Origin of the sequence: 'Nostoc azollae' 0708, assembly GCF_000196515.1 — a bacterium.
Classification (GTDB): domain Bacteria; phylum Cyanobacteriota; class Cyanobacteriia; order Cyanobacteriales; family Nostocaceae; genus Trichormus_B; species Trichormus_B azollae.
Genome location: NC_014248.1, coordinates 4,453,704 through 4,478,534 on the forward strand (window position 1 = coordinate 4,453,704; position 24,831 = coordinate 4,478,534).

Annotated in this window: 21 protein-coding genes and 8 pseudogenes; 21 read left to right on the top strand and 8 right to left on the bottom strand. The window is 38.7% G+C overall.

Translation table 11 applies throughout. From position 1 onward, the window contains the following. The first annotated feature begins 233 nt into the window (after positions 1 to 233). Positions 234 to 1,250 (top strand): ribose-phosphate pyrophosphokinase, encoded by a 1,017-nt coding sequence (locus tag AAZO_RS20785; protein ID WP_013192713.1) that lies wholly within the window; start codon positions 234 to 236, stop codon positions 1,248 to 1,250. Between the two features lie 70 nt (positions 1,251 to 1,320). Here AAZO_RS20785 and AAZO_RS20790 read toward each other — a convergent pair. After that, positions 1,321 to 1,836 (bottom strand): annotated as a pseudogene (locus AAZO_RS20790) (HD domain-containing protein). A gap of 444 nt (positions 1,837 to 2,280) precedes the next feature. On the opposite strand from AAZO_RS20790, the gene AAZO_RS20795 reads away from it, so the two are divergent. Then, a complete protein-coding gene (locus AAZO_RS20795) occupies positions 2,281 to 2,511 on the top strand; it encodes a ribbon-helix-helix protein, CopG family (RefSeq protein WP_013192714.1) in 231 nt (76 codons plus the stop codon). A 2-nt stretch (positions 2,512 to 2,513) separates the two neighbouring features. On the opposite strand, the pseudogene AAZO_RS31695 reads toward AAZO_RS20795, so the two are convergent. Continuing rightward, positions 2,514 to 3,479, bottom strand: a pseudogene (locus AAZO_RS31695) (IS701 family transposase). 384 nt (positions 3,480 to 3,863) lie between these two features. Between AAZO_RS31695 and AAZO_RS39640 the strand changes: the two are divergent. From AAZO_RS39640 to AAZO_RS20870, 15 genes and pseudogenes are all read left to right on the top strand, one after another. After that, a complete protein-coding gene (locus AAZO_RS39640) occupies positions 3,864 to 4,067 on the top strand; it encodes a type II toxin-antitoxin system death-on-curing family toxin (protein ID WP_228371333.1) in 204 nt (67 codons plus the stop codon). A 402-nt stretch (positions 4,068 to 4,469) separates the two neighbouring features. After that, positions 4,470 to 6,260: a translational GTPase TypA gene (typA, locus tag AAZO_RS20815; RefSeq protein ID WP_013192715.1), complete on the top strand. Its 1,791-nt coding sequence runs from the start codon at positions 4,470 to 4,472 to the stop codon at positions 6,258 to 6,260. A gap of 312 nt (positions 6,261 to 6,572) precedes the next feature. Beyond that, positions 6,573 to 6,908, top strand: coding sequence for a Uma2 family endonuclease (locus AAZO_RS20820; protein WP_013192716.1), 336 nt, complete (start codon positions 6,573 to 6,575; stop codon positions 6,906 to 6,908). A 185-nt stretch (positions 6,909 to 7,093) separates the two neighbouring features. Then, the gene (locus AAZO_RS34365) at positions 7,094 to 7,381 is read left to right on the top strand and encodes a hypothetical protein (protein ID WP_228371334.1); all 288 of its coding nucleotides are present in this window, start codon (positions 7,094 to 7,096) and stop codon (positions 7,379 to 7,381) included. A gap of 85 nt (positions 7,382 to 7,466) precedes the next feature. After that, positions 7,467 to 7,610 carry a hypothetical protein gene (locus AAZO_RS35760; RefSeq protein ID WP_187289542.1) on the top strand — a complete coding sequence of 48 codons (144 nt, stop codon included), beginning with the start codon at positions 7,467 to 7,469 and terminating at the stop codon, positions 7,608 to 7,610. Positions 7,611 to 7,697: 87 nt separating this feature from the next. Continuing rightward, positions 7,698 to 7,937 (top strand): EamA family transporter, encoded by a 240-nt coding sequence (locus AAZO_RS27535; protein WP_049790875.1) that lies wholly within the window; start codon positions 7,698 to 7,700, stop codon positions 7,935 to 7,937. Between the two features lie 553 nt (positions 7,938 to 8,490). Beyond that, positions 8,491 to 9,744 (top strand): annotated as a pseudogene (locus tag AAZO_RS20835) (IS4 family transposase). Between the two features lie 348 nt (positions 9,745 to 10,092). Further along, positions 10,093 to 10,290 carry a hypothetical protein gene (locus AAZO_RS20840; RefSeq protein ID WP_013192717.1) on the top strand — a complete coding sequence of 66 codons (198 nt, stop codon included), beginning with the start codon at positions 10,093 to 10,095 and terminating at the stop codon, positions 10,288 to 10,290. A 241-nt stretch (positions 10,291 to 10,531) separates the two neighbouring features. Next, positions 10,532 to 11,693: pseudogene (locus AAZO_RS20845) on the top strand (DUF58 domain-containing protein). 110 nt (positions 11,694 to 11,803) lie between these two features. Then, positions 11,804 to 12,169 (top strand): ferredoxin thioredoxin reductase catalytic beta subunit, encoded by a 366-nt coding sequence (locus tag AAZO_RS20850; RefSeq protein WP_013192718.1) that lies wholly within the window; start codon positions 11,804 to 11,806, stop codon positions 12,167 to 12,169. Beyond that, positions 12,166 to 12,564 carry a DUF309 domain-containing protein gene (locus AAZO_RS20855; protein WP_013192719.1) on the top strand — a complete coding sequence of 133 codons (399 nt, stop codon included), beginning with the start codon at positions 12,166 to 12,168 and terminating at the stop codon, positions 12,562 to 12,564. The genes AAZO_RS20850 and AAZO_RS20855 overlap by 4 nt, the downstream gene beginning before the upstream one ends. 15 nt (positions 12,565 to 12,579) lie before the next feature. Beyond that, complete coding sequence (locus tag AAZO_RS35765) at positions 12,580 to 12,723, top strand: hypothetical protein (RefSeq protein WP_013192720.1); 144 nt, start codon at positions 12,580 to 12,582, stop codon at positions 12,721 to 12,723. Positions 12,724 to 12,881: 158 nt separating this feature from the next. Then, positions 12,882 to 13,379, top strand: coding sequence for an LptA/OstA family protein (locus AAZO_RS20860; RefSeq protein ID WP_013192721.1), 498 nt, complete (start codon positions 12,882 to 12,884; stop codon positions 13,377 to 13,379). A gap of 26 nt (positions 13,380 to 13,405) precedes the next feature. Then, positions 13,406 to 14,134 (top strand): LPS export ABC transporter ATP-binding protein, encoded by a 729-nt coding sequence (gene lptB / locus AAZO_RS20865; RefSeq protein ID WP_013192722.1) that lies wholly within the window; start codon positions 13,406 to 13,408, stop codon positions 14,132 to 14,134. Between the two features lie 849 nt (positions 14,135 to 14,983). After that, a complete protein-coding gene (locus AAZO_RS20870; RefSeq protein ID WP_041641673.1) occupies positions 14,984 to 16,099 on the top strand; it encodes an LptF/LptG family permease in 1,116 nt (371 codons plus the stop codon). A 114-nt stretch (positions 16,100 to 16,213) separates the two neighbouring features. On the opposite strand, the gene AAZO_RS20875 is transcribed toward AAZO_RS20870, so the two are convergent. Beyond that, positions 16,214 to 16,828, bottom strand: a complete 615-nt coding sequence (locus AAZO_RS20875; protein ID WP_013192724.1) for a CBS domain-containing protein — start codon at positions 16,826 to 16,828, stop codon at positions 16,214 to 16,216. A gap of 748 nt (positions 16,829 to 17,576) precedes the next feature. Between AAZO_RS20875 and AAZO_RS20880 the strand changes: the two genes are divergently transcribed. The 3 genes from AAZO_RS20880 (at position 17,577) to AAZO_RS42880 (ending at position 19,067) form a co-directional block, all read left to right on the top strand. After that, entirely contained in the window at positions 17,577 to 17,945 is a 369-nt protein-coding gene (locus tag AAZO_RS20880; RefSeq protein ID WP_144031351.1) for a hypothetical protein, read from the top strand. A gap of 372 nt (positions 17,946 to 18,317) precedes the next feature. After that, positions 18,318 to 18,539, top strand: a complete 222-nt coding sequence (locus tag AAZO_RS35770; protein ID WP_041641683.1) for a hypothetical protein — start codon at positions 18,318 to 18,320, stop codon at positions 18,537 to 18,539. A 213-nt stretch (positions 18,540 to 18,752) separates the two neighbouring features. Further along, positions 18,753 to 19,067, top strand: a complete 315-nt coding sequence (locus tag AAZO_RS42880) for an HD domain-containing protein (protein ID WP_338026957.1) — start codon at positions 18,753 to 18,755, stop codon at positions 19,065 to 19,067. Between the two features lie 378 nt (positions 19,068 to 19,445). Here the strand turns inward: AAZO_RS42880 and AAZO_RS34370 are convergent. The 3 genes and pseudogenes from AAZO_RS34370 to AAZO_RS31700 form a co-directional block, all read right to left on the bottom strand. Beyond that, a pseudogene (locus tag AAZO_RS34370) lies at positions 19,446 to 19,595 on the bottom strand (ATPase); the annotation flags it as partial. Positions 19,596 to 19,708: 113 nt separating this feature from the next. Further along, positions 19,709 to 21,616 (bottom strand): 1-deoxy-D-xylulose-5-phosphate synthase, encoded by a 1,908-nt coding sequence (dxs, locus tag AAZO_RS20895; protein WP_013192725.1) that lies wholly within the window; start codon positions 21,614 to 21,616, stop codon positions 19,709 to 19,711. 147 nt (positions 21,617 to 21,763) lie between these two features. Continuing rightward, positions 21,764 to 22,329: pseudogene (locus AAZO_RS31700) on the bottom strand (S-layer homology domain-containing protein); the annotation flags it as partial. Positions 22,330 to 22,986: 657 nt separating this feature from the next. Between AAZO_RS31700 and AAZO_RS27540 the strand changes: the two are divergent. Continuing rightward, the gene (locus AAZO_RS27540) at positions 22,987 to 23,403 is read left to right on the top strand and encodes a hypothetical protein (RefSeq protein ID WP_049790876.1); all 417 of its coding nucleotides are present in this window, start codon (positions 22,987 to 22,989) and stop codon (positions 23,401 to 23,403) included. Between the two features lie 364 nt (positions 23,404 to 23,767). Here the strand turns inward: AAZO_RS27540 and AAZO_RS39645 are convergent. Both AAZO_RS39645 and AAZO_RS31710 read right to left on the bottom strand, forming a co-directional pair. Continuing rightward, a pseudogene (locus AAZO_RS39645) lies at positions 23,768 to 23,923 on the bottom strand (IS701 family transposase); the annotation flags it as partial. Between the two features lie 7 nt (positions 23,924 to 23,930). Beyond that, a pseudogene (locus AAZO_RS31710) lies at positions 23,931 to 24,743 on the bottom strand (IS5 family transposase). Positions 24,744 to 24,831 lie beyond the last annotated feature (88 nt).

Here is a 24,831-nt window from a genome sequence, read left to right on the forward strand (position 1 = left end):
GATATTTGGGCAATTTACCCCAAACAAACAACTATGCGCTCTCAAATTATTTGAGAAATTATAGATGTCAGTAGAATCTTCAATGGTTTTTTTCCCAGAAGAACTAGAAAATTAACAAATGTAATTCTATGGAGAAATATTGCGAATTTGTATAAAAGCTTGAACAAAACTTACAGATGTTGTGATTAGTCTATTTTGGTTAAATCTGCTAAATCTCTGATGATAATATTGCCATGAATGCACATCGAGGATCTGCTGTGCTAAGTTCTGCAACTTTAACAGTACAACCAATAGCCACAGGAGTGAATGAAAATCACCGCCTGCGGCTGTTTTCTGGTTCTGCCAATTTACAACTATCCCAAGAAGTCGCTCGTTACCTGGGCATGGACTTGGGTCCAATGATTCGCAAAAGATTTGCGGATGGAGAAATTTATGTTCAAATCCAAGAATCCATTCGGGGTTGTGATGTCTACTTAATCCAGCCAAGTTGTCAACCTGTTAACGACCACTTAATGGAATTGCTGATTATGATTGATGCCTGTCGTCGGGCTTCCGCACGACAGATCACAGCAGTTCTTCCATATTATGGTTATGCTCGTGCCGATCGCAAAACCGCCGGTAGAGAATCTATCACCGCCAAACTTGTTGCTAACCTGATCACTCAAGCAGGTGCTAACCGTGTTCTAGCAATGGATTTGCACGCAGCCCAAATTCAGGGGTATTTCGATATACCCTTTGATCACGTTTACGGTTCACCAGTGTTACTGGATTACTTAACGAGTAAAGCACTACATGACATTGTAGTTGTTTCTCCTGATGTGGGTGGTGTCGCACGAGCCAGAGCATTTGCGAAAAAACTCAATGATGCACCACTGGCAATTATTGACAAACGTCGTCAGGCTCACAATGTCGCCGAAGTTTTAAATGTCATTGGTGATGTTAAAGGCAAAACCGCAGTTTTAGTAGATGATATGATTGATACCGGCGGAACAATTACCGAAGGAGCTAAATTACTGCGTGAAGAAGGTGCAAGTCAGGTATATGCCTGTGCTACCCATGCAGTATTTTCACCACCTGCCATTGAACGCTTATCAAGTGGTTTGTTTGAGGAAGTTATAGTTACTAACACCATTCCCATTCCTGAAAGCGATCATTTTCCCCAATTAGTAACGCTTTCAGTTGCTAATTTACTGGGAGAAGCGATTTGGCGTATACACGAAGATACCTCACTTAGTAGTTTATTCCGTTGATCAAGTTAAAAACATCCTCTAAAAGGATGATGTATGAAGTATGAAAGATGGATTTTTTCATCTTCATCCTTCATTTTTTGTTTGTTGCTAAACTTTCTAATTCTGTCACTACTCTTACCAATTCTGCGACTAAGGGTGTAAGTTGCTGTGTTTGGAAAGTATCTGCTAATGCATGATAGATAATACCAAAGAGTTCCTTCTTTACCACCTTAAAAAGGTTCCTAAACTGCTTCAGCAATCATGCGCTAGTCTTTGAGAATTGATCTGGCATTATGAAGTTTATCAGATGCAGAAACTAGCAACACTGAGGAGGACGCAGTATGAATATGGGTAATATACGCTTATTCACGCTCTTTCCAAGGGGGTTTAGGTGTGGTATCTGGATCTGTACATCCATCATGGCTGTGACATTATCCCCAAATCGACGACGAATTTTTTTTCTGGTGGCTGGTCCTCCTTGGTCTTCTATGGCATCATGTAATAAGGCTGCGAGCGCTTCATCTTCGTTTGTACCATATTCTAAAGCTATGGTGGTTAATCCTAATAAATGATGGCTGATGTAGGGAACACCTGAACCTTTGCCCACTTGTTTAGCGTCGAGTTTATGTGCCTAGGTTAAAGCTTGAGTAAAACGTTCTGATAGCATTTTTAGTTAAACAGGTATTTCTGCATTATTGGCAGTATTATTAATGTTATGATCTGGTGTTTCAAGAATGGTAACGGTTAATTTGAAGCCTATAGTGTTTAGCCACATTGCTAAATTATAAATTGCTTCATTTTCCTGTTGGGATAATATTTCATCTAATTTTTCTCGATGTATTTTAGCTTGTTCAGGGGTACAATGTTTTTCTGCTAAGGCTTCTGCTACATTACATTACTTAATGCTAGTTTCAGTAATTCTGGTTCTGGATCTTGTTCTTCAAATACAGCATCAATATAACCTGCTGCATGATTTTTATCTTTGAGATGTGAGATTCAAAAGTCTTGATAGGGTAAACTTTTGAGCATGGTTTAAGTCCTTGAAATTGCTATGAGTGTAATCACTATCAATATTCCAGACGAACAATTACAACAACTGCAAGCAATGGCACAAACAAACGGTATTTCTACTGAAGAACTATTACGTACTACTATAGAAGACTGGCTCAATTATCCAAAAAGTGATTTTGAGCAAGCAGCAAAATATGTACTGAAGAAAAACAGGACTTACGCAACTGGCACAAATAGGGGGCGGGATGTAGCCCTGGCACGCAACAATTGAACTCAAACCAAGCACATAGGAAGACTTGGGCGTTTTAGTTGCTGAATTAAATAATTAGAAAGCAATCGATGCTTGTTTTAATAAACAGTTTGACCAGTTTGATAGGTTAAATTCTTTAATCTAATCCAACCCAACATTGCACAAGCAATATGATTTATTTGAAGCCTAGCTTTACGACATTGACAAGATTCAATGCCACTTATTTGTTTAATCTCTCGGTGAAACTCCTCCATTTTCCAACGAATTTTACACGCCTCTTCTACAACATTCGTAGAACTTTGAGATAAATCGTTAGTAGCGAGATAATCCGTTCTGTTGGTAGAAACAGCCACCCGGAATAGTTTCACTTTTTTCTGAGCGGGAAACCCTTTAATTTTTATAATTTTACCACATTCTAACTCTTCAGTACTCCATTCTCATAATTCAATAGGTTTATCTTTTTCCTTGGCAAATGTATCATCAACTAACCGATTCTTGTTTAAAAGGTAATAATAAATTTTGTCTAAACTATTAATATACAGCATGGAACTATTCACTGCATACCATGTGTCCATCAAAACCGTATTAAATGGAAAAAGCTGATGATACACCAGGTTTTGCAGCATATCTTTCACATGGTCTATCTTGGTTTTACCATCCACATCAGCATTAAAAATACTGTAATCTATTACCCCAAATCTTTGAACTTTAGGATTCACATAGACACAACTGACTACACCAATTCCTTTAAGTATGCCATGTTTATTACTACTATATTGTCTCCTCACCATCTCTATTTCTTCAGAATATCTTTCGTGTAAAACACTATCATCAAATATGATGTACCCATTACCATCAGGTTCTACTACCTCTTTCACCTTATCCCATAGTAAAAGAGATGTTAACTTTTCGGTTTTTAAATACTAGTTAATTCCATCATGGCTAATACTTTCTAAATGCTCTGCTAAATTAGTAATTGTATAATTAATTTGACTAGTTCATAAGTATTGGCAGTAATCAAGTTTAGTAAATCTCATTACCTTCAGCAACATTTATCTAATACAATCTCCTACCTATTTTCTCATGAATATTTCAATAATGTTTCCTGTTGCAGCTACTTCTTATGGGTTAACAAAGCTTTCGGTATCCGATTTTTTAATACCGATGTACTATATTCCACCCATCGCCTGTACCAGTTGCCTAAGTCCTGAAAAATTCTGAATTTTACCGTCGTCTAGCATGATACGGTACCTGATATTAGTTGAAGTCCTTTATCTGCACCGTCAGGTAATTAAGCAGTCTGTAGGAGCTTTGGGTATACGCGATTTAGGTTTATTACAATTAGCTGTAGCTAAACCAAAAATAAATGACTTTTGGAGGAGAAGATTTTGTATCCTGGAGTCATTGACAAGGCTTCTGCATTGGGTTTCTCTCTCATCAAGAACCATGCCTTGGTAGATGGTAAAAAGCGCACTGGTCATGCAGTAATGGAAACCTTTCTGGTTTTGAATGGGCTAGTAATCGTTGCTGCGGTTGATGAGCAGGAACAGATAATACTTATCTTAGCAGATAGCTAGCTAGTTAGTTAGGGCGTGAAGATTTGACTAGTCACAGTACGGCGTAAATCCAACCATTCCAAATCTCCGAAAAGCTGAAGCTGTATACATTTTGAATTTCGTTCGCGTAGCGTCTCCGAAGGAGATATTTTGAATTTTGTTAGCCTAGCTAGCTCTTCTGAAAGAAACATTTTGAATTCACAGCGGTACTAGCTGGTTGAACCAAAAGCAAAAGGTTGCACCAATTTAAAATCAGGAATTTTTTATTCTTGCTAGTTCTTGTCAAAACAACAATATTTATGACAATTGAGCTAGAATTATTAAAGGTTCGTTACAGAATTGGCAAAAGATACCCAAATCTGTTACAACAGCCAAACATTTAGCTTCTTAATCTAAAAACACTAAAGTTCACCTAAACTCTGTATGACGCTCCCAATTCGTAACGTCGCCATTATCGCTCACGTTGACCACGGCAAAACCACCTTGGTTGATGCTCTTCTCAAACAGTCCGGCATTTTCCGCGAAGGCGAAGACGTTCCGGATTGTGTCATGGACTCCAATGCATTGGAGAGGGAACGAGGAATTACTATTCTTTCTAAAAATACAGCGGTTCGCTACAAAGAAACCCTGATCAATATTGTTGATACCCCTGGACACGCTGACTTTGGTGGGGAAGTAGAACGAGTACTCGGCATGGTGGACGGTTGTCTGCTGATTGTTGATGCCAATGAAGGCCCAATGCCCCAAACCCGCTTTGTACTAAAAAAGGCTTTGGAAAAAGGTCTGCGTCCTATTGTTGTTGTTAACAAAATTGATCGCGGACAAGCTGATCCTCACGTTGCGGTTGATAAGGTTTTGGATCTGTTCTTAGAATTAGGCGCAGATGAAGACCAGTGTGATTTTCCCTATCTGTTTGCTTCGGGTATGGGTGGTTATGCCAAGGAAAACTTGGAAGCTGAATCGGTAGATATGCAGCCTCTATTTGATGCAATTCTCCGTCATGTACCCGCACCAGTGGGCGATCCTAACAAACCTCTGCAATTGCAAGTTACTACCCTAGATTATTCTGAATATCTGGGACGGATTGTGATTGGTAGAATTCACAACGGTACTATTCGCGCTGGACAACAAGCTGCTTTAGTAGTGGAAGATGGCAGCATTGTCAAGGGTAAAATTACCAAATTGATGGGATTTGAAGGCTTGAAGCGAGTGGAAATGACAGAAGCCACTGCTGGTTATATCGTTGCTGTCGCTGGTTTTGCTGATGCTTACATCGGGGAAACAATTACAGATCCTAACGAACCCCAAGCTTTACCACTAATTAAGGTGGATGAACCAACTTTGCAAATGACGTTCTGGGTGAATGATTCACCTTTTGCTGGTCAAGAAGGTAAGCTAGTGACTTCTCGCCAAGTGCGTGATCGCTTGTTCCGTGAATTAGAAACCAACGTAGCTTTGCGTGTTGAAGAAACTGATTCTCCTGATAAATTCCTAGTTTCCGGTCGGGGTGAATTACACCTGGGTATCTTAATTGAAACCATGCGTCGGGAAGGCTTCGAGTTCCAAGTTTCTCAGCCACAAGTAATTTACCGTACAGTTAACGGTCAACCTTGTGAACCTTATGAACTCTTGGTTTTAGACGTTCCTGCCGATGCTGTTGGTAGCTGTATTGAACGCCTGGGACAACGCAAAGGCGAAATGCAAGATATGCAACCCGTAGCAGGTGATCGCACACAACTAGAGTTTGTTATTCCAGCCCGTGGTTTAATTGGTTTCCGTGGTGAGTTCATGCGGATGACCCGTGGTGAAGGCATTATGAACCACAGTTTCCTCGACTATCGTCAGCTTTCTGGTGATATTGAAGCCCGGAACAAAGGAGTTTTAATCTCCTTTGAAGAAGGTATTTCAACTTTCTACGCCATGAAAAACGCGGAAGATAGAGGTTCATTCTTCATCACTCCAGGAACTAAGGTTTATAGAGGTATGATTGTTGGTGAACACAATCGTCCTCAAGACTTGGAATTAAATGTTTGCAAAACCAAGCAGCTAACTAACCACCGTGCATCTGGTGGTGATGAACTCGTGCAATTACAAGCACCTGTAGATATGAGCTTGGAACGTGCATTGGAGTATATCGGACCAGATGAATTGGTGGAAGTTACACCCCAGTCAATTCGTCTCCGCAAGATGGCAAAGAAATTAGCGAAACGTTAATTTATTAAGGGTGGGTTTATTTTTCCCACCCTATTTTTCATCTGTGTTCATCTGCGGTTAATTAAATTTACTTATCTTTGTTTTTCCAAAAAAGTTAAACAAGGCAATTTTCGCAATAAATCGCCCCTATTATCAATAATTTAACGAAGTTTGGCTTTTTCAGCCATTGATATTGATATTGTTCCGACTTTTTGGTTTTTTTAGTTAAAATCCCAAGGTATTGATATATAGTTTTTAGGTCTTTTTTTCACACAGAGACGCAAAGAAAGAAAAAATTCAATACTTGCAAAATATACCTAAAATCAAAACCTGATGCTCAAAAATATTGGGTTAACAGAAAGCAAAGCTACTGCTTTAGCAAGTATCACATTAGAGCAGTTTTTAAGACTTCCTTATATTGAAGAATCACCTGCTTGCAAATATATTAATGGAGAAGCAATTCAAAAACCAATGGGTGGTGCAAAACACAGTCTTTTACAAAAATGGTTAGTTGTATTTATTGGTGTTTTAGGCACTCATTATGAAGCTTTTCCAGAATTGCGTTGTATTTGTGGCGAGCGTTTAGTACTTGCTGATGTTATGGTAATTTGTACAAATCAAATACCCTTAAATGAGAACGGTGATACTCCCTTCTCACTAAAAGAATAAGGTCATAGTAATAGGGTAGAGGGATAATGCTTCTGCGTAAGGTGGAATCTCACACCCCTAATTTCATATTGGGAAGGGAGTAAGATAGTGTTTAACAAAAAAATGGTAATAATGATATTACCCACTCTATTCCTAATTATTGAAGGGATAGTTGGAAAAGCCTTATGATATTGTTTCTGAGTAAGATGTTTAGCCGCTGGGTGACGGCTAGTGTCAGGCCCGGTAATTCCACTCATCAACTTACACAAAACAATTTGTACCTTCAGGGAATTATACTGTTCGTCCTCATTAACATCATTTGGGGTACAACTTTTCCACTGATTGAAAGAATAGTAATTAGTCTTTCGCCAAGTGTATTAATTGCCACGAGATTTGCCGTAGCAGCATTATTTTTTAGCGTCAACTTGCGTTGGCTAAACGCCCTTTTATTACATGATAGTTTAATCTTGGGCATCTTATTTTTGCCTATCTAGCAACGGAAGCAATTGCTCTTGAGAGTATCCCCATGCCAACCAAGCATCATTTATTATCAGTCTGAGTGCAATCATAGTACCTCTAATGGGTTGGCTTTTGGGTCGTTACTTACCGTGGAAAACTTTCCTTGCAGCCGGACTGGCAGTTATTGGTGTCGGTGTGATGTTTTGGGGAGAGGGAATATTAGCAATTGGCAATTTGTTAATGATAGGTGATGCTTTTCTGTAAGCAGTTTATACTCTTATTCTAGAACAAGTAGCATCCCACCACCTATCTTTATAACCTACCAGTATATAATTATTTGTAATTGCAGTTATGGGCTTGATCTGGAGTAATACAGAATTAATTGAAGAGTGGAAGAGCATTAATGAAAATTGGGGTGTGACTATTTACCTGCGGCTAGTTGCAACTGCTCTTGTTATCTGGCTGCAAACAATAGCTCAACGCTGGATAGGATCTGAAGAAGCGGCTTTACTCTACACGCTAGAGCCAATATTTGGAGAAAAATTCTCATATTGGTTACTTGGTGAACAACTGGCAATACTGCTCGGTTAAGGAAAAAGAGGGGGTAAGATCAAGAGAAATGTATTCGCGTTTTGTTTACGAGAACTAACAGATTGACTTTTTCTCTTTGAGACTATCGTATAATTCTACCCAATTTTGCCTAAGATAATTAATACACGACTGCAAGTGGTAAATTTGGGTTCGTCTGGCAACCGAGAGGACAGCATGAATATGATTTGGGCTTCCAGCCTTGCCTAAATGCTTATATTCGCTGAGTTTATCAGGTGATTGAGTAGGGAAAATAGGCTTGTTAGCCTACAACTTGTAATAGCAGTAAGTACCCTGCTGACCCGATGCTTAGTAACAGAAAACGCAACATCCAGGAGGTGCTACCTAGAAGCCTGAATTTGTTGAATAGATAGTTGTAAAGTCGCAATAGCTTGTTGTATTAATTCGGCTCTAGAAATAATATCCGAGTCTTTTGCAGGCATTGACTTACGGGGGGAATGAGAAAAATTAACTTGTTCACGGAATATTTACGAGAACAAATACCCATTCATTTTATAGTTTTTTAAAACTATAATGAAACTGAACAGAGGTGCAAATGTCACTAATCAACTTTGAAGTCATTGCAGCATCAGTGGCCAAAGCGCAATTGCTTGTGGCGTTAGAACAAGTCATTCCCGCTCAAACTATACACAGAGCAATTATCAATACTTCTTCTCAAGAACGAAGAGAAGGAATACTACCCACTCACGTAGTTGTAGCTTGAGTCATTGCCATGAGTTTTTCCTCAACTGACTCTATAGTTGATGTCTTCAAAAATCTGATTCAAGGTTTGAGTGGTTTACAAATACCCCATCGTCTACGTTTTATTGCACCAACTTCTTCATCAATCAGTGAAGCACGTCAAGGAATTGGTCCTAAAGAATTGGTCCTGGTGTGATGACTCGTTTGTTTGAAATGGTAGTAAAACCCCTGGCCACAATACAAACACCAGGTACTTTTTTGGGAGGATTAAGATTGATGGCTGTAGACGGAACAGTTTTTGATATCCCTGATACTCCAGCCAATGGTAAAGTATTTGGTTATCCTGGTTTACCACCGGGTACATATCCAGCTTTTCCAAAGGCCAGATTGGTTTTTTTAGTAGAAGCAGGAACTCATGTAATTGTTGATGCTCTCTCTATTAAGTCCCTATGGAATTGGTGAAAGAAAAAGAGCAATTCAAATCCTTCCCAGTGTTGGGGAAGGAATGTTGTTAATGTGGGACAGGGGATTGCATTCTTTTAAAATGGTTCATGCCGCAATCAAACAAAAGTGTCATATCCTTGGTCGTGTGCCAGCGAATGTGAAATTTGAGCTCGTCAAAACTTTGGGTAATGGTTCTTATTTGTCTTGGGTTGCACCTGATGGTAAATCTAAAAAGAAAGGTGCAAAGAGAATTCCTATTTGTGTAATTGAATATGTGATTGAAGATAATGGTTCTGATAAAGTATACCGTTTGACTACTGATTTGATGGATATTTCGACTTTCCCAGCACTGATTTTAGCTCAAGAATATCATACTAGATGGGAAGCTGAGAATACTTTGGATGAATTAAAGGTGCATCTATTGGGGCGTAAAACTCTGATTCGTTCTAAGAGTCCTCGTGAAGTAGTCCAAGAAATTTATGGTTGGTTGTTAGGACATTTTTGTATTCGTTGTTTGATGTTCCAAAGTGCTTCCGAAGCAGGAATCTCGCCATTAGGTTTGAGTTTTACTGGTAGTTTACGATTAATTCGACGTGCTGTTCCTCAATTTCCACAAGCTGCTACTGAAGATTTACATCTATTTTATAGTTGGTTAGTTCCATAAATTTCATATTTAGAAATACCACCTCCTAAATTTAGAAGTAATCCTAGGATTCTGAAAAAGACGCGCTCCAAGTTCCTGAGTAAAAAACGATGTCATCGTGGTAGTACCACTGTCAATCAACCTTCTTTTATGTTTTTAACAACTGCTATTTAGTCTTATCATATTTTCGCTTTTCTACCTTTATATCTACCTTTATATTTGAGCAATTAAATATTATTTATTGATGGGGACACTCTTCTTTGTTCATAGTGTGGCTTTTCTGTTTTAACGGGGCTCTTAATTCTCGTAACTCAAACGCGAACTCTTTTCTCCTGATCTTACCTCCTCTTCTTCCTTAACCGAGCAGTATTGGAACAACTGGGACTAAACGGTTTTATTGGTGCAGCTTTTGTATTATCTGCAATAGTTATCAGTCAAGAAAAATCTCAAAATTCCAAAGAGGATACAGCAGTTGATATCAGCAAAGCAACATTACTTGTTTTGGTTATCTCCGAGGAAAACCATAAAAAATTAACTAGCTTGGGATTGTTAGATGATATAAGTTAACCAAAGTTGCTATCTTTTAGGGTGTGTTATGAGTAAATAAACCTTAATTTTCTACTATCAGAACTCGGTTGATTTTTGATGTTGTTAATATAAATAATTCTCATCTAATAAGCTGTTACTCACCTAAATTTAATATTTAGTGGCCTAGAGTCATTGTAGCAAGCCTTTTGGGCAAAAAAAGTAAATGCGTAACAGCTTAAAACTTGCTTTCTTCCTTTCTGCCTTCTGTCTCCTTAAATTTATGAAAATCACCAAAAATATTACTAATCGCCTAGAAACCCACGCTTCATCTCCTAGTTATGGCGCTTGGGTATTAGCTGGCGTGGCTATTTGTTATTTAGGCGCTGCTATCAATACAATGGCTGGCTGGTTATATGTAATTAGTGGAGTCTGTCTTGCTCTTTTGGGTGTATCGGTCTTTTTAGCACGGCGCTCGCTCAAAAATCTAGTCGTCAAACGCGCTCCCATCCCACCAGTCACAGTTGGAGAGGAACTCAGCATTGAAATAGAAATCTATAAATCCCACCCAAAAACCTGTAACCTTATTACAAGTTGCCGATATCCTGCCTTTTATTTTAGGTAAACCAATCAATAATCCCATTGATACCATTGAAGGAAAAAATAGTTACCGCTGGCAATACTACCACCACACCCAGCATCGGGGACTATACAGATGGCAAACAGTAGAATTAGCTACAGGTGCGCCTTGGGGATTATTTTGGTGTCGTCGTCAGCGAGAATGTAAAGCTATAGCCATAGCCTATTCCACAGTCTTACCCCTCACCGCTTACCCATTAGTAGATGAAATCGGCCAAGATGACAGTCAAAGAAACGATCCGCGAGGTAAACCGCTACAATTAGCAACATCAGGAATAGTGCCATCGCTCCGTCCTTATCGCATAAGTGATCCCACCCGTGTCATTCATTGGCGTACAAGTGCCCCATACGGAGAATTACGAGTTCCCGAATTAGAAATTATTACAGGTGGACAAGAAGTAATAACTGCCCTTGATAGTGCTGCCAATTGGCAAGAAGAACAATTTGAATAAGCAGTAACCGCAGCACCATCATTGTATTTTTACGCACGAAGAAAACAACTACAAGTTCAACTTTGGACAGCAGCCACAGATTTAGTCAAAGGTGACATTACCATTCTCGAAACATTAGCAGTAACCAACCCCCTGGAAGAAGCGAATACACCGCCAGAAAGTTATCCTTGAATTTGGCTCACCCAAAACCCCATCACCTTATCTGCCTTACCACTGGGAAGTCGCTGGGTTTTATGGGAGAATGGAAATTCATCCTTAGAACAAGTCGTAATCAACGGAGATTACCCCGGTATCATTCTGCAAAGTGAACAAGAACTGCAACTTCAACTGCAAAAACCATTAACTTCATTATAGGGAACAGAAATCAATTCAAAAATCAAAAATCGAAAACTTCTACCTCCTGACTCCTGACTCCTGCCTGTTGTACAATGCAAAAAAATATTTAAATTATCAACGCCGATCCCATGATAAATTCAGAAGTTAACACAAAATCCAGTGATAAAAGCCTAGAGGCAATGCGGCATTTTTCCGAACAATACGCCAAACGGACTGGAACGTACTTCTGTTCTGAACCTTCCGTCACAGCAGTTGTAATTGAAGGTTTAGCCAAACATAAAGACGACCTCGGTGCGCCTTTATGTCCCTGCCGTCACTATGAAGATAAAGAAGCGGAAGTCAGCGCAGCCTATTGGAACTGTCCTTGCGTACCCATGCGAGAACGCAAAGAATGTCACTGTATGCTGTTTCTAACCAATGACAACGAATTTGCTGGCGAAAGACAAGACATCTCTCTTGAAACCATAAAAGAAGTGCGGGACAGCATGGGATGAGTGAACACCTGCCCCAAGAGTTTTGGCAAGGAGTAGAACAGTTCAACTCTGGACAGTTCTACGCTTGTCATGACACCCTAGAAGCTCTGTGGATTGAAGCAACTGAGCCAGAGAAAAGTTTGTATCAAGGCATTCTGCAAATTGCTGTAGCCTTATATCACCTGAGTAATCGCAACCTACGAGGAGCAATGATTTTATTGGGAGAAGGTAGTAATCGTCTGCGTCGTTACCCAGGTAATGATTACGGCATAAACGTAGAAGAATTACTACTTGAGAGTGTGAAATTTTTCAAAGCACTCCAACAAACAGACCCAGAGAAAATTGCCAGTGGTGATTGGCATGAAACCGCAGCCTTGCCTTTACCAAGAATTTCCATGATTCAAAAGTTGAAGTAAGATTACGTCCGGTTAATGATTGTCGATATGTGTAGGGATAGGGCATTAGGCATTGGGCCTGCGAGTCAATTACCAATCACCAATCACCAATTACCAATCACCAATTACCAATCACCAGCCCAAACAGATATGATTATTATTCAACCGGAGTTGATATAACGAAACCTTGAGGTGCAAGAAACCGTCAAGCCTCCAAATCAGAATATAAAGCAACTGCCAAGGTGGTTCAGACATTAACAGATGATAAGACTTAGACACGAACAGGCTTTTAACTCTGTCACCTGATATAACCTGAAATCTTCTATCACCAAATTTCTATGATACCTCTTTATCACTTGCCAAAATTACAAATGCACCGTCTAGCATTATCTTTAATGCTGCCTGTAGCACTCTTGGGTGTGGTTTCCCTTCCCAGCCAAGTACCAACCGCTACAGCCCAATCAGCCGGGGGGAATCGCCCGCTAAGTATTCGCTCTGATGTGCAGGAATATGATGCTAAAACTCAAGTAATCACCGCTCGCGGTAATGTGCAGATGTTGTATCCTGCTCGTCAGTTACAAGCAACCGCAGCCCAAGCACAATACTTTAGCAAAGAAAGACGGATTGATTTCAGCGGCAATGTTTATATTTTGCAACAAGGTAATAATAGTATTAGGGCAGAGAAAGTCACTTATTTGATTGATGAAGGTCGATTTATTGCCTTACCCCAGTCCAATCGTCAGGTAGAATCTGTATATATGGTGGATGACTCTAATGTCAATGGACAAATGGCTAAACCTGCCCCCAAAACACCAGCCCTCAAGCGATCTAATTAGCATCTCACACCACAAAAACGCGAATAGTGAAAATTGTTTTAGAAAATATTCACAAATCTTATGGTAAGCGAGTAATTGTCAATCGCGTTAACCTTTCTGTGGCTCAAGGTGAGATTGTCGGATTACTCGGCCCCAATGGGGCTGGTAAAACCACCACATTTTATATTGCCACAGGCTTAGAAAAACCTAATCAGGGTAGGGTGTGGTTGGATAATTTAGATATTACAGGAATGCCAATGCACAGAAGAGCTAGATTGGGTATTGGCTATCTAGCACAGGAAGCAAGTGTTTTTCGTCAACTCTCAGTTATAGATAATATTGTCTTGGTACTGGAACAAACTAATGTCCCACGCAGGGAGTGGTCGACACGGTTACATGATTTAATAGGAGAGTTTCGCTTAGAAAAAGTTGCCAATAGCAAAGGTATTCAACTTTCTGGAGGTGAAAGACGACGGACAGAATTAGCCAGGGCTTTAGCAGCAGGAAGAGAAGGTCCAAAATTTCTGTTTTTGGATGAACCGTTTGCGGGAGTTGATCCCATAGCAGTTGCGGAAATTCAAGATATTGTGGGACAGTTGAGCGATCGCGGTATGGGAATTTTAATCACAGATCACAATGTCCGCGAAACACTAGCGATTACTGATCGTGGCTACATCATGCGCGAAGGGCAAATCCTCGCTTTTGGCATTGCTGAAGAACTTTACAATAACCCCCTTGTACGACAATATTATTTAGGGGATAACTTTAACGCTTAAATCAACTCAGAGAAAAAGAAAAAGGCAACAGAAAAATTTTTATAAATCATTTAGCACTGCTATGTTATTAACAATAATATCTTCTTTAATATCTTATTTTCTCAACTATCTATAATCTATATATATAAAATATGTTCTAAATTTTCGTCATTAGCGACTTCGTTCAGGATAATAAATCATAAATACATTCTCCAACATCTATTCCATCAGATTTGACGATATCTAACTTTTAAAGTTATTAAACCAGTTTGAAAAAAGAATGCTACAGATTGAAACCTGGAAACCCAGTTTGAATTAGCATATTTTTGAATGTGTATGTATCCCTGACAGAAAAACTAGACCTCTTGCAGAATTAATTTTATGTTATAATAGGGGATTGTCTTTGTTTTAGCCAAAAGTTAGAGTTACACGGTTATGTTTGAATTAGCGATCACAAAGAACACTAAAAATACATAAAATCTAACACTCTCTATTATACTACAGAAACAATTTTGCAAGAGGTCTATTAGGCGTAAGTTAGGAAGGCACAAAAAAACGGTAGACGCGCAGCGGCTTGTCGGAGAGAAGTATGTAACGAAAAGTAAAATTGACCAAAACCTCTTCCCTATTGCATGAGTGCCCTTCGGGTTCTCCAGTCGCACCCTGGGGGAAGGCGAAGCGCCTAAATGGGGGAAACCCGTCCACTGCAGTGGCTTCCCAAGACCGCGCTGCTTCACCTCTTACCTTGTCATAACGAAAATTTTTAACACCTACCTACTTATCTTGAATTTGGCATTTTGAATTTGTATTATGACATATAAGCAGATTAAATCCTTCTACACACTCGGTTCACTGCTGCCTTTTTCCATCATGGATCGTTATTTGGCTATGCAGTTACTCCCACTTTTTTTGTTCGGAGTTGGGGCATTTACTTCTGTAGTATTAGCCATTGATAGCTTATTTGAATTATTGCGAAAAGTAGTAGAATCTGGACTACCAATAAATATTGCATTAAAAGTTTTTATCTTAAAATTACCCTATGTGATGGTTTATTCCTTCCCTATGTCCACTTTACTAGCTACTTTGATGACTTACAGTAGGTTGTCTAGTGAAAGTGAACTAATTGCTTTACGGGGATGCGGAGTAAGTGTTTATCGCATGGTACTAACTGCCGTCTTATTAAGTAGTTTAGTCACAGCCATGACTTATATATTTAATGAACAAATTGCCCCAGCAGCCAATTATGAAGCAACTCGTACTCTAGAACAGGCACTTAAATCAGACAAACCATCATTTAAACAACACAATATTTATTATCCTGAGTACCGAGAAGTTAAAGAAAAAGATGGTAGCACAACTAAAATACTTTCACGCTTGTTTTATGCTGACCAATTTGATGGCAAGCAAATGCAAGGTTTAACAATTATCGACCGTTCTAGAGAAGGACTAAATCAGATTTTAGTTTCAGAATCTGCCCAGTGGAATGCTTCCCAAAAAGTTTGGAATTTTTACAACGGTACAATTTATTTAGTAGCTCCTGACCGTTCATATCGTAATATTTTGCGGTTTGAACATCAACAATTACAACTGCCACGCACGCCTTTGAACTTAGCAGAAAATAGCCGAGATTATGGGGAAATGAATATCTCCCAAGCCTTGCAACAACTAGAAGTAGAACGTCTAGCTGGAAATCCCCAAAAAATTAGAAAATTAGAAGTGCGAATTCAACAAAAGATCGCCTTTCCCTTTGTTTGTATTATTTTTGGATTAGTTGGTTCAGCAATGGGAACCATACCTCAACGTACTGGAAGAGGAACGAGTTTTGGAATTAGTGTCATAGTTATTTTCAGTTACTACTTATTATTATCAGTTTCTGGAGCTTTGGCACAGGCTGATATTCTCTCTCCCTTAATAGGTGCTTGGCTACCTAATTCATTCGGTTTAGTAACAGGTCTATTTCTCTTGATGCGAGTTGCACAAAGGTAATACCAATTAAAAGTGTAAGAATTCAGGAGTCAGGAATAGGTATTTTTGGCGTTAGCCTGAAAAAGCTGACTGCTGATAGCTATTAATTGGTATTAGTGTAGATATTATTCTTTATTAAGGATTTCTAGATTCTGGTGCAGCTGGATTTTCTCGACAATATTCTTCAAAAGGAATTTGAGCTGATACCATAGTTTCTGATTTTTGATGAGCAGCTTCTGCTTGCAGTTCTTCCACTTCATCCCAAGCAGAAGCACAGCCTTTAGAATAAGCACCTTGCTCAGTACAAATACCACGAGCTTCTGCAATTGCTTTTTCGATTCTCTCTTCTAACACCAGCATTCTTGGTGTTTCCACAAAATCACTCTTAGTGAGAATATCAGTAATAGAAATAATTCCTAACAGTTTGCCTTGAATCACAGGCGCTCTGCGAATACCAGCATTAGCAAATAATCGTGCTACATATTCCACGCTTAAGTCAGGATCAACAATAATACAAGGCTTACTCATAATTTCATAAACCCGTAATTGTTTGGGGTCTTTGCCGTAAGCTGCCACCTTATAAACAATATCTGTTTCTGTGACAATGCCATAGGCATCATTGTCATAACGACGATTCACAACCAGCGCACGCAATCCTTTTTCTTTCATTAGTCCGACTGCTTCTGCTACGGTTGCCGAACCACGAATAGTAACTACGTCCTTAGTCATGATATCTTCCGCTTTCATCATTACTTCTCCTAAATGGTACGGTGGTGCAGAGTTTAGTAGTAACTAAAGAGCAAAAAGTTGAACTAAGTAGGTAGACACAAATAAACATAACCATGTAACAAAATATAAATTACTTGAAACCATTGGGATTGCTTGATTCGGCTTTGCTGCATTCCCCATGACATAGTTATAAGTTTTTTTGCCCACCTACTTATTATCCAGCTATACCAATAAAATTAATCCAGGTTTCAACTCCAGATGATATCCAAAGTGACCAATAGTTAAACCCAAACCATAAATTGTCGAAAAATTATCAAAATTATTCTTAAAAACACCAAAATTTCATCCTACTCCCTTCCCATTAAAAGAATAAGGTCATAGTAATAGGGTAGAGGGATAATGCTTCTGCGTAAGGTCGAATCCCACACCCCTAATTTCATACTGGGAAGGGAGTAGCTTTACATTTTAAGTAAAAATACTTAATATTTTAGCTTTTTGATTACTTCAGCCTCATAGAACCTGTATAAACATAAATTCTTGACTAATTTAAGTGTATGTTCAATGTCTAATGATTGTTTAAAGGCTACAATTATATTTAGTATACTTATGGTATGGATAAACGTACAGTCAAACTAGCACTAGTGCAACATAGTGAAAATAGCTATCCAGTAAGAACAGTTTAAGAAACTGATGCAACAGATTGCCTTTTCCCCTCCTACCTCCTACCATTGGTTTTGCCAATTTATTACCCATTAAATTGGACAAAATTATGCGAGAACACAACTATCCCCCTGCTTACTTCCGCTACCTTAAAGCCAGATTATCCAATTTCCTGCGACCTAGTTTTTGGGGGACTGGATTTTTTTTAGTGGCTCTAAGACTGGCATTTAGGGGATATTGGTTGAATCCAGGCATTTTTACTGTAGAGCCAAATCAAGAACCTAATAAAGAAGCTGTTGAGAAAGAGACTACTGATCTTTCTGAGGAAGATAAAGCGATCGCAGCAGATATTGATAATATGCCTACATTGTTCAGTGATTTTTCCCAATCAACTTTATCGACAACCACAATCAATGCTGAAAACAAGACTGAGAAAAATAACAGTCCAATATTTGTGAAAGATGAAATTAATCAATAAACTGTTGCTGCAAATGAAGTCAGATCTAACTCTAGTTTAATAACAGTTAGTAATGTTTCTTCACCAATAGCAAAAAGTCCATTCGTGCTACAAGCATAAAATTTATTAACATCTGATATAAGTTATGTAGATAATGAGTTTTTAGGTATTAATAATTTAACTACATTGCCAGGCAAAACAGCCCCAAAAACTGCTGATAATTTAGCAAGTGGTCTAATTAATCAAAATACTATTATAGTGAATCCTTTGGAAACAGCCATTAAACAATCACTTAATACAAATCAAACTAATCCTCTGGATAACAATAGAGGAATAAGGTAAACTTCACCTAATAACAGCTTACCTAATCAGGCTTTACCAGCTAGTTCTAATATGGGTTACATTCAACCCACTGAAACAAATCAGCCACAAAACTCTTACACTAATTTTAATAACCTTCAAGCAGCACCAAATAAAGATCTAACAACAACTGTAGTCAATCCTGTACCTAATAATCCTTATCTTGTTCAGCCTCCAATTAAAGGCAGAGCCCGGACAATTACCGCAGTCTCATTTATCTTATCCTGGACAGATAGAAGAGGTAAAGAATGGTAATCAGAGATAGTATTTCCAAGGCGATGACTATTCATTAATCTCACAGCTATATTATTAGCTCACTGGCAACACACATTGCAACCCTTTGGTGTTGAGCCAAATAATGGCAAATAAGGCATTTCCTCAACTAGTGGCAATTTATTATTCTACCCCTAGTCGCTATTATCTTATCATACTCTACAACATATTCACTATGTCCTTAGCACAATAGATGTGTTGCAAATCTATATCCAATATTTAGCTTCTGTACAACTTGCCGCCTGGTTTCATGATATCGTATATGATACTCATCTTCGAGATAACGAAGAAAAAAGTGCTGACTATGCTGTTGATATGCTGAACACTTTAGCAATTCCAGCTAACACTTTTACTAAAGTTAAAAATCTGATTATGGCTACTAAAAATCACCAAGCACACGATATAGATAGTCAAGTATTACTTGATGCAGATTTAGCAATCTTAGCTGCTGAATCGGTTGAGTATCAAAAATATGCTCAAGCCATTCGTCAAGAATATGCTTGGGTTTGAGAAGCTCAATATATCACAGGTAGGACACAAGTGTTAGGGAGATTTTTACAGCGTCAATGTATCTACTTTACACCTTTAATGTTAGAATCTGCTGAAGAACTAGCCCGGTTGAATATCAAAACAGAAATTAACAATAATCTAAGGATTCAGGAGTCAGAATGGTTGAGAAATTTGTTAATTATCAAACAGGTATTTTTGGTGTTAGTCTGAAAAAGCTGACTCCTGATGCCTGTTCACGTAGCGTGCCGTTAGGCATTAGCTGAATGTTTACACAAGAATTTTCTCTAAAATTGAAGATTTAAGATTAATTTCGATAAAAAACGTAGAGTTTCGGCTTTGTTAAAATCAAAATGCTTTCAATATGTTGAAATGCTGAATCTACAACAGATATTGAGCCTTCACAGGAATCTTAATCACAAATTCTGACCTCTTCCCTGGACCATAAACACAGCTAATTTGTCCACCATACTTTTCGAGTATAATCTGAGAACTGATCGCTAGACTTAAACCCGTGCCTGTACCCACTGGTTTATCAGATTTATGCCGTGAGTTCTATTCTGGAAGTTGCCCAACGGTTGACAATAACGTTAAGCATTTGATGGTTGTAGAGACATTCCAAAGAACGTCTCCACAAATAAGAATTATTTCACAACAGCTAATTCTTTTTTGAAGAAAGCCTGCAAAACAGTTTCCACAATTTGACGACTACTCAAACCTAACACTGCAAAAGATTCATCAGGAGTAGCATGATCTACCAAAATATCTGGTACACCAATTCGCTTCACTGGAACTAAAACATTAGCATCCATTAAAGCTTCAGCCACCGCAGAACCAAAGCCACCCATTAAACAGCCTTCTTCTAAAGAAACAACCCGGCCGATTTGTTTAGCCAAAGGTACAATCAACTCTGTGTCTAAAGGCTTAACGAAACGGGCATTAATCACTGTTGCTTCAATGCCATGTTCGCTGAGTATTTCTGCTGCTTGCATACTTGGATAAACCATTGTGCCATAGCCAAGAATTAACACATCATCACCTTGACGGAGAATTTCTCCTTTACCAATTTCCAAAGGTTCCCAACCTTCTTCCATTAAAGGTACACCGTGACCATTACCACGGGGGAAGCGCATAGAAATGGGGCTAGTGGTATGGTTAATACCTGTCACTACCATGCGTTGTAGTTCAGCTTCATCCTTGGGAGCCATTACTACCATGTTAGGAATACATCGCATATAAGCAATATCATACATACCTTGGTGAGTTGGCCCATCAGCACCAACTATACCGGACCTGTCTAAACAGAAGAACACAGGTAGGTTTTGGATGCAGACATCATGAATAATTTGGTCGTAGGCACGTTGTAAGAAGGTGGAATAAATAGCCGCAACGGGACGCATACCTTCAGCGGCTAATCCCGCAGCGAGAGTAACAGCGTGTTGTTCTGCAATACCCACATCAATATATTGATTTGGAAGTTTGGCTTGTAGTTTATCTAAACCTGTACCTGTGGCCATTGCTGCCGTAATACCAACAATTTTCGGGTTCTGTTCGGCTAGTTTGACTAAGGTGTGAGAAAAGACTTTTGCGTAAGCAGGTGGTTTGGGCTTGCTGGAAGGTATAGCTTTACCAGTGGCTAAATTAAATGGGTTTTGAGCATGGTAGCCTACTTGATCCTTTTCAGCTAGTTCATACCCTTTACCTTTAGTTGTAACTACGTGAACTAAAACAGGACCAGTAATTTTATGTGCCTGTTGGAATGTAGCAATCAACTCCTCTAAATTATGCCCATCCATTGGTCCCATGTAGGTAAAGCCCAGTTCTTCAAAAACTGCACCCACTTTGGGAACTGCTAACCGCTTCATTCCTTCTTTAATGCGTTCCAGTTCTGGGGAAATAGATTCACCAACGAAAGGAATATGTTTTAGCTGTTCCTCAATGCCATCTGAAAGAAACTGCACCGGCGGACTCAGACGCATTTTATTAAGATAACGAGGAATCGCTCCAACGTTGGGAGAAATTGACATTTCGTTGTCATTGAGAACCACGAGCAGGTTAGTTTTTGGTAAGTGTCCTGCATGGTTGATAGCTTCGAGCGCCATACCACCAGTTAAAGCGCCATCTCCAATGACTGCAACGGATTTAAATTTTTCCCCTTTTAAGTCACGGGCTAAAGCCATGCCTAAAGCGGCTGAGATACTGGTTGAAGCGTGTCCTGCGCCAAAGTGGTCAAACTTGTTTTCGCAGCGTTTGAGATAACCGGCTACTCCGTCTTTTTGTCTGAGAGTGTGGAAGTTACTGTAACGTCCGGTGATTAATTTGTGGGGATAAGCTTGATGTCCCACATCCCAAATAACTTTGTCCCGATCTAAGTCTAATGTCTGGTAAAGCCCTAGAGTTAATTCTACAACTCCCAAACCTGGCCCCAAATGCCCTCCAGTCGCTGCTACGGTTTGTAGGTGCTTATCTCGGATTTGACGGGCAATTTGTTGCAATTGCCGAATAGACAAACCATGTAACTGGTTAGGATGGGTTATTTCACTCAGATGCATACTATAGGGTTTTCCTCTCTAACTCTACTTTTGGCATTATTTAATTTTTACACGCTCAGGTGGCTACAAGTATCTGACTGTCATTAATGTTGTTGTAGCAGTATAACTTTGGTTAGCGGTCAGTAGCTATGTTTATCCTTGTCTTCATCAAAATTGCAGGTTGGTGGGAACTACTGGTGTTTCTGCTTGTGGTTTTTGTCGTTGCAAATATTTACTTAATAGATAAGCCATGTATGTCACCACGGGTCATGGGGAGTAATGGTTGAATATTGCCTTATTAATGAATCGTTAAGTGATCACTGTGGCGATCGCTTTTCTAGCCCAATTAGGTATAATTGCTGCATCTAGGTAGGGTGTCAAAATTTAGTTGATGGTTTGATCAGGAAATTGAAAGACTCCGTAAGCTTGGGCAAAAATTGCTAACCATTCAGCCCTCGTTACTTTTTAATTTGGGAAAAACATATTCCCCCGATAGCCTTTCATAATATCGGTTTTTAGCACTGTCTGCATATCTATATTGATATGCCCAATGATAATTAGGCACATCTGGCTGGGAGAATTATGGCTTTTTCTTGTTTGGCTATTTCTCGTTTATCTAAATAAAAGGCTTTAACTAAAATTGATGCTAATTCTGCCCGACTAATTAATTTTTCTGGATAAAATCCACCATGGGGTAACTTATCCATTAATTTGGATTGGATAACTTTTTGGATATAATAAACAATGTCAAAATCTGTTGATAGTAACTAATTTATAGGACTGACGCACCCTATAGGAGACGTGACTGTGTCTATATTATAGCAGGAAAAAGGCTTTAAAGCCTTTTGGTGTAAGGATTTTTTGGTAGTATAGACCTATTGCAAAATTGTTTCTGTTGTATGACAGAGAGTTTTAGATTTTATGTATTTTTGGTGTTCTTTAGGCTCCCTAATTCAAACATAACCGTGTAACTCTAACTTTTGGCTAAAACAAAGACAAGGGCCGATTATAACATAAAATTAATTCTCCAAGATGTCTATTTTTTCCCTCATTCAAGTGTATACGACTATAGCACTCAAGTAGATCGGAATTCTCAGACTAATTGGAACTTATAGCACGCTTAATATTGATACAATAGGCTTAATTCTAGTTATTAAAAATTTTAATTGTTTTAAACAAGCTAATTATAGAATTACTACTTTTAAATTTGATTTTGAAGACAACTTGTATGTGATACCGTCATTACCTAAGTGATATTGCTATAATAATACGTAAATATGCGAATAGTAGGAATTTAAGATCGAGAAATATTACTGGCAGTATCGTACTATAAAAAAATAATTTGGGTATTTAAGATTTTTTAGGTAGTATTTAAGTAATAAATAATTAGTGTGGGTAAAGAAATTTCCAGTAATGATTTCAACTCAGTTATAGATGGAGAACGTAATATATCAGTGGAATCTTTAGCGCAGCAATGGGCTAAAAACTATTTACAAAACCTCCATATTGCTAACAAAAATCAAGGCAGTTCTCATCTGTATGCTTCATCTGAGATAACTTCACCAGAAGGACGAGAGAAAACAGTTCAGGAAATCAGGGAATCTTTACGAAGTGTTAGCGCCAAAGCCTCGAATAAAACAGAGATGCTAATGATAGTAGCATCTGAAATCAAACAGCATTGTATACACTTCAGTATGATTAATCCGTGGGAGATTGCGGCAGATTCTTTTAATTTCTATGAAAAAGTTCTCAATGTATACACCCAGTCAATATCAATTGCATGGAAACAATCTCAACTCAATTTGTAACGAAAATTATTGAAGAATTCGTGTGATCAACAGATACTATTAGACTATACCAAGCAAGTGACTCATAGGCACGTGTCTACGTTAATTGGTGCAGAGATAAGCGTAATTAGATGAAAATATATAGGTAATGACCCTAGCTTTATTGGTTTTGTTAGTACGCAGTTTCATTATACTAGCCAAATGCTCATTCAATTACTAGAACCTATTGAGTAATTATTGATTACTTCATACTTTAAAGTCACTGATGATTATTTATATATGCCACTACAAAATACCTATGAGGCAGCAGCTAAACATAACTATAATTCTCCGGTTTTATCCGCAGTGTAAAACCTGTTACCAGTTACCGGGACGTAAACAAAAATCAAGCCCAAATGTAGCCCAAACTGGCTTGATAAGAAGGAAACACGTCCGGATTCCAGTTGAACCAATCAATAAATAGAAAAGATATGGCTGTTCTCAATGCTTCTAAAGCTTCAGTAAAAGTATTCAAAGGTTTCTTAGCCCACCTTGGTCTTAGAGATGATTTATAAAGTAAATGTTGAGGAGACAAGAGGAAGTAGCATAATTCTAGTCATAAGAGCATATATAGCCCCTTCGCTCATTTGTGTTAAACGCTCATAATCCTTGCTTAGACGATGATATTGGTTAAACCACCCAAATGTTCTTTCTACTACCCAGGGTTGTGGTAAAACTTTAAATTCTTGCTCAGTAGGTCCTATGACTTCAACATGAGCTTGAATCAGGAACCAAACTGCAAGTGCAAATTTATCACCGTCATAACCGGAATCAACCCATAAAACTTGGACTTTTTCCAATAATTCTGTGGGTTCCTCTAGCAGTTCCATTAGTGCATAGGCAGCAAGTATTCATTCTGGGGCATTCGCTTCACTAACAACAACTTTCAACACAAGTCCCAGGCTATCAACCAACTAAAGTCTGCCCCTTTCTTCCTTTTACCTTTTTACATCCGTCAAAACTATACACATCCCCTTTTTTTGGTCAGTGTTAACCGACTGACTGTCTGCGGCGAGCGCGGTAGGTTGTGTTGATTTACCTAATTGCGAGCGAACTTGACCACCCAATGTATGGTTGAATTTTTCCCAAACCCCCTGGCCCTGCCATTTACTGTAATAGCTATATACCGTTGACCTTGGCGGGAAGTCACCTGGAAGCATATTCCATTGACATCCAGCTTTCAAATGATAATAGATGGCATTACATATTTCACCCATATCTGTTGTGGGTGGATGCCCTCCTTCTTTGGCTGGTGGAATCAATGTGGCCAGGATTTCCCACTCCATATCAGTTAAGTCTGTGGGGTAAGACTTTCGTTCCATTAGTAGCTATGTAAATACACTACATTTTATGTATCCTATCCTTCCAACATTCCTTTTCTACTCCCCTTTATATTTACTTTATCAATAG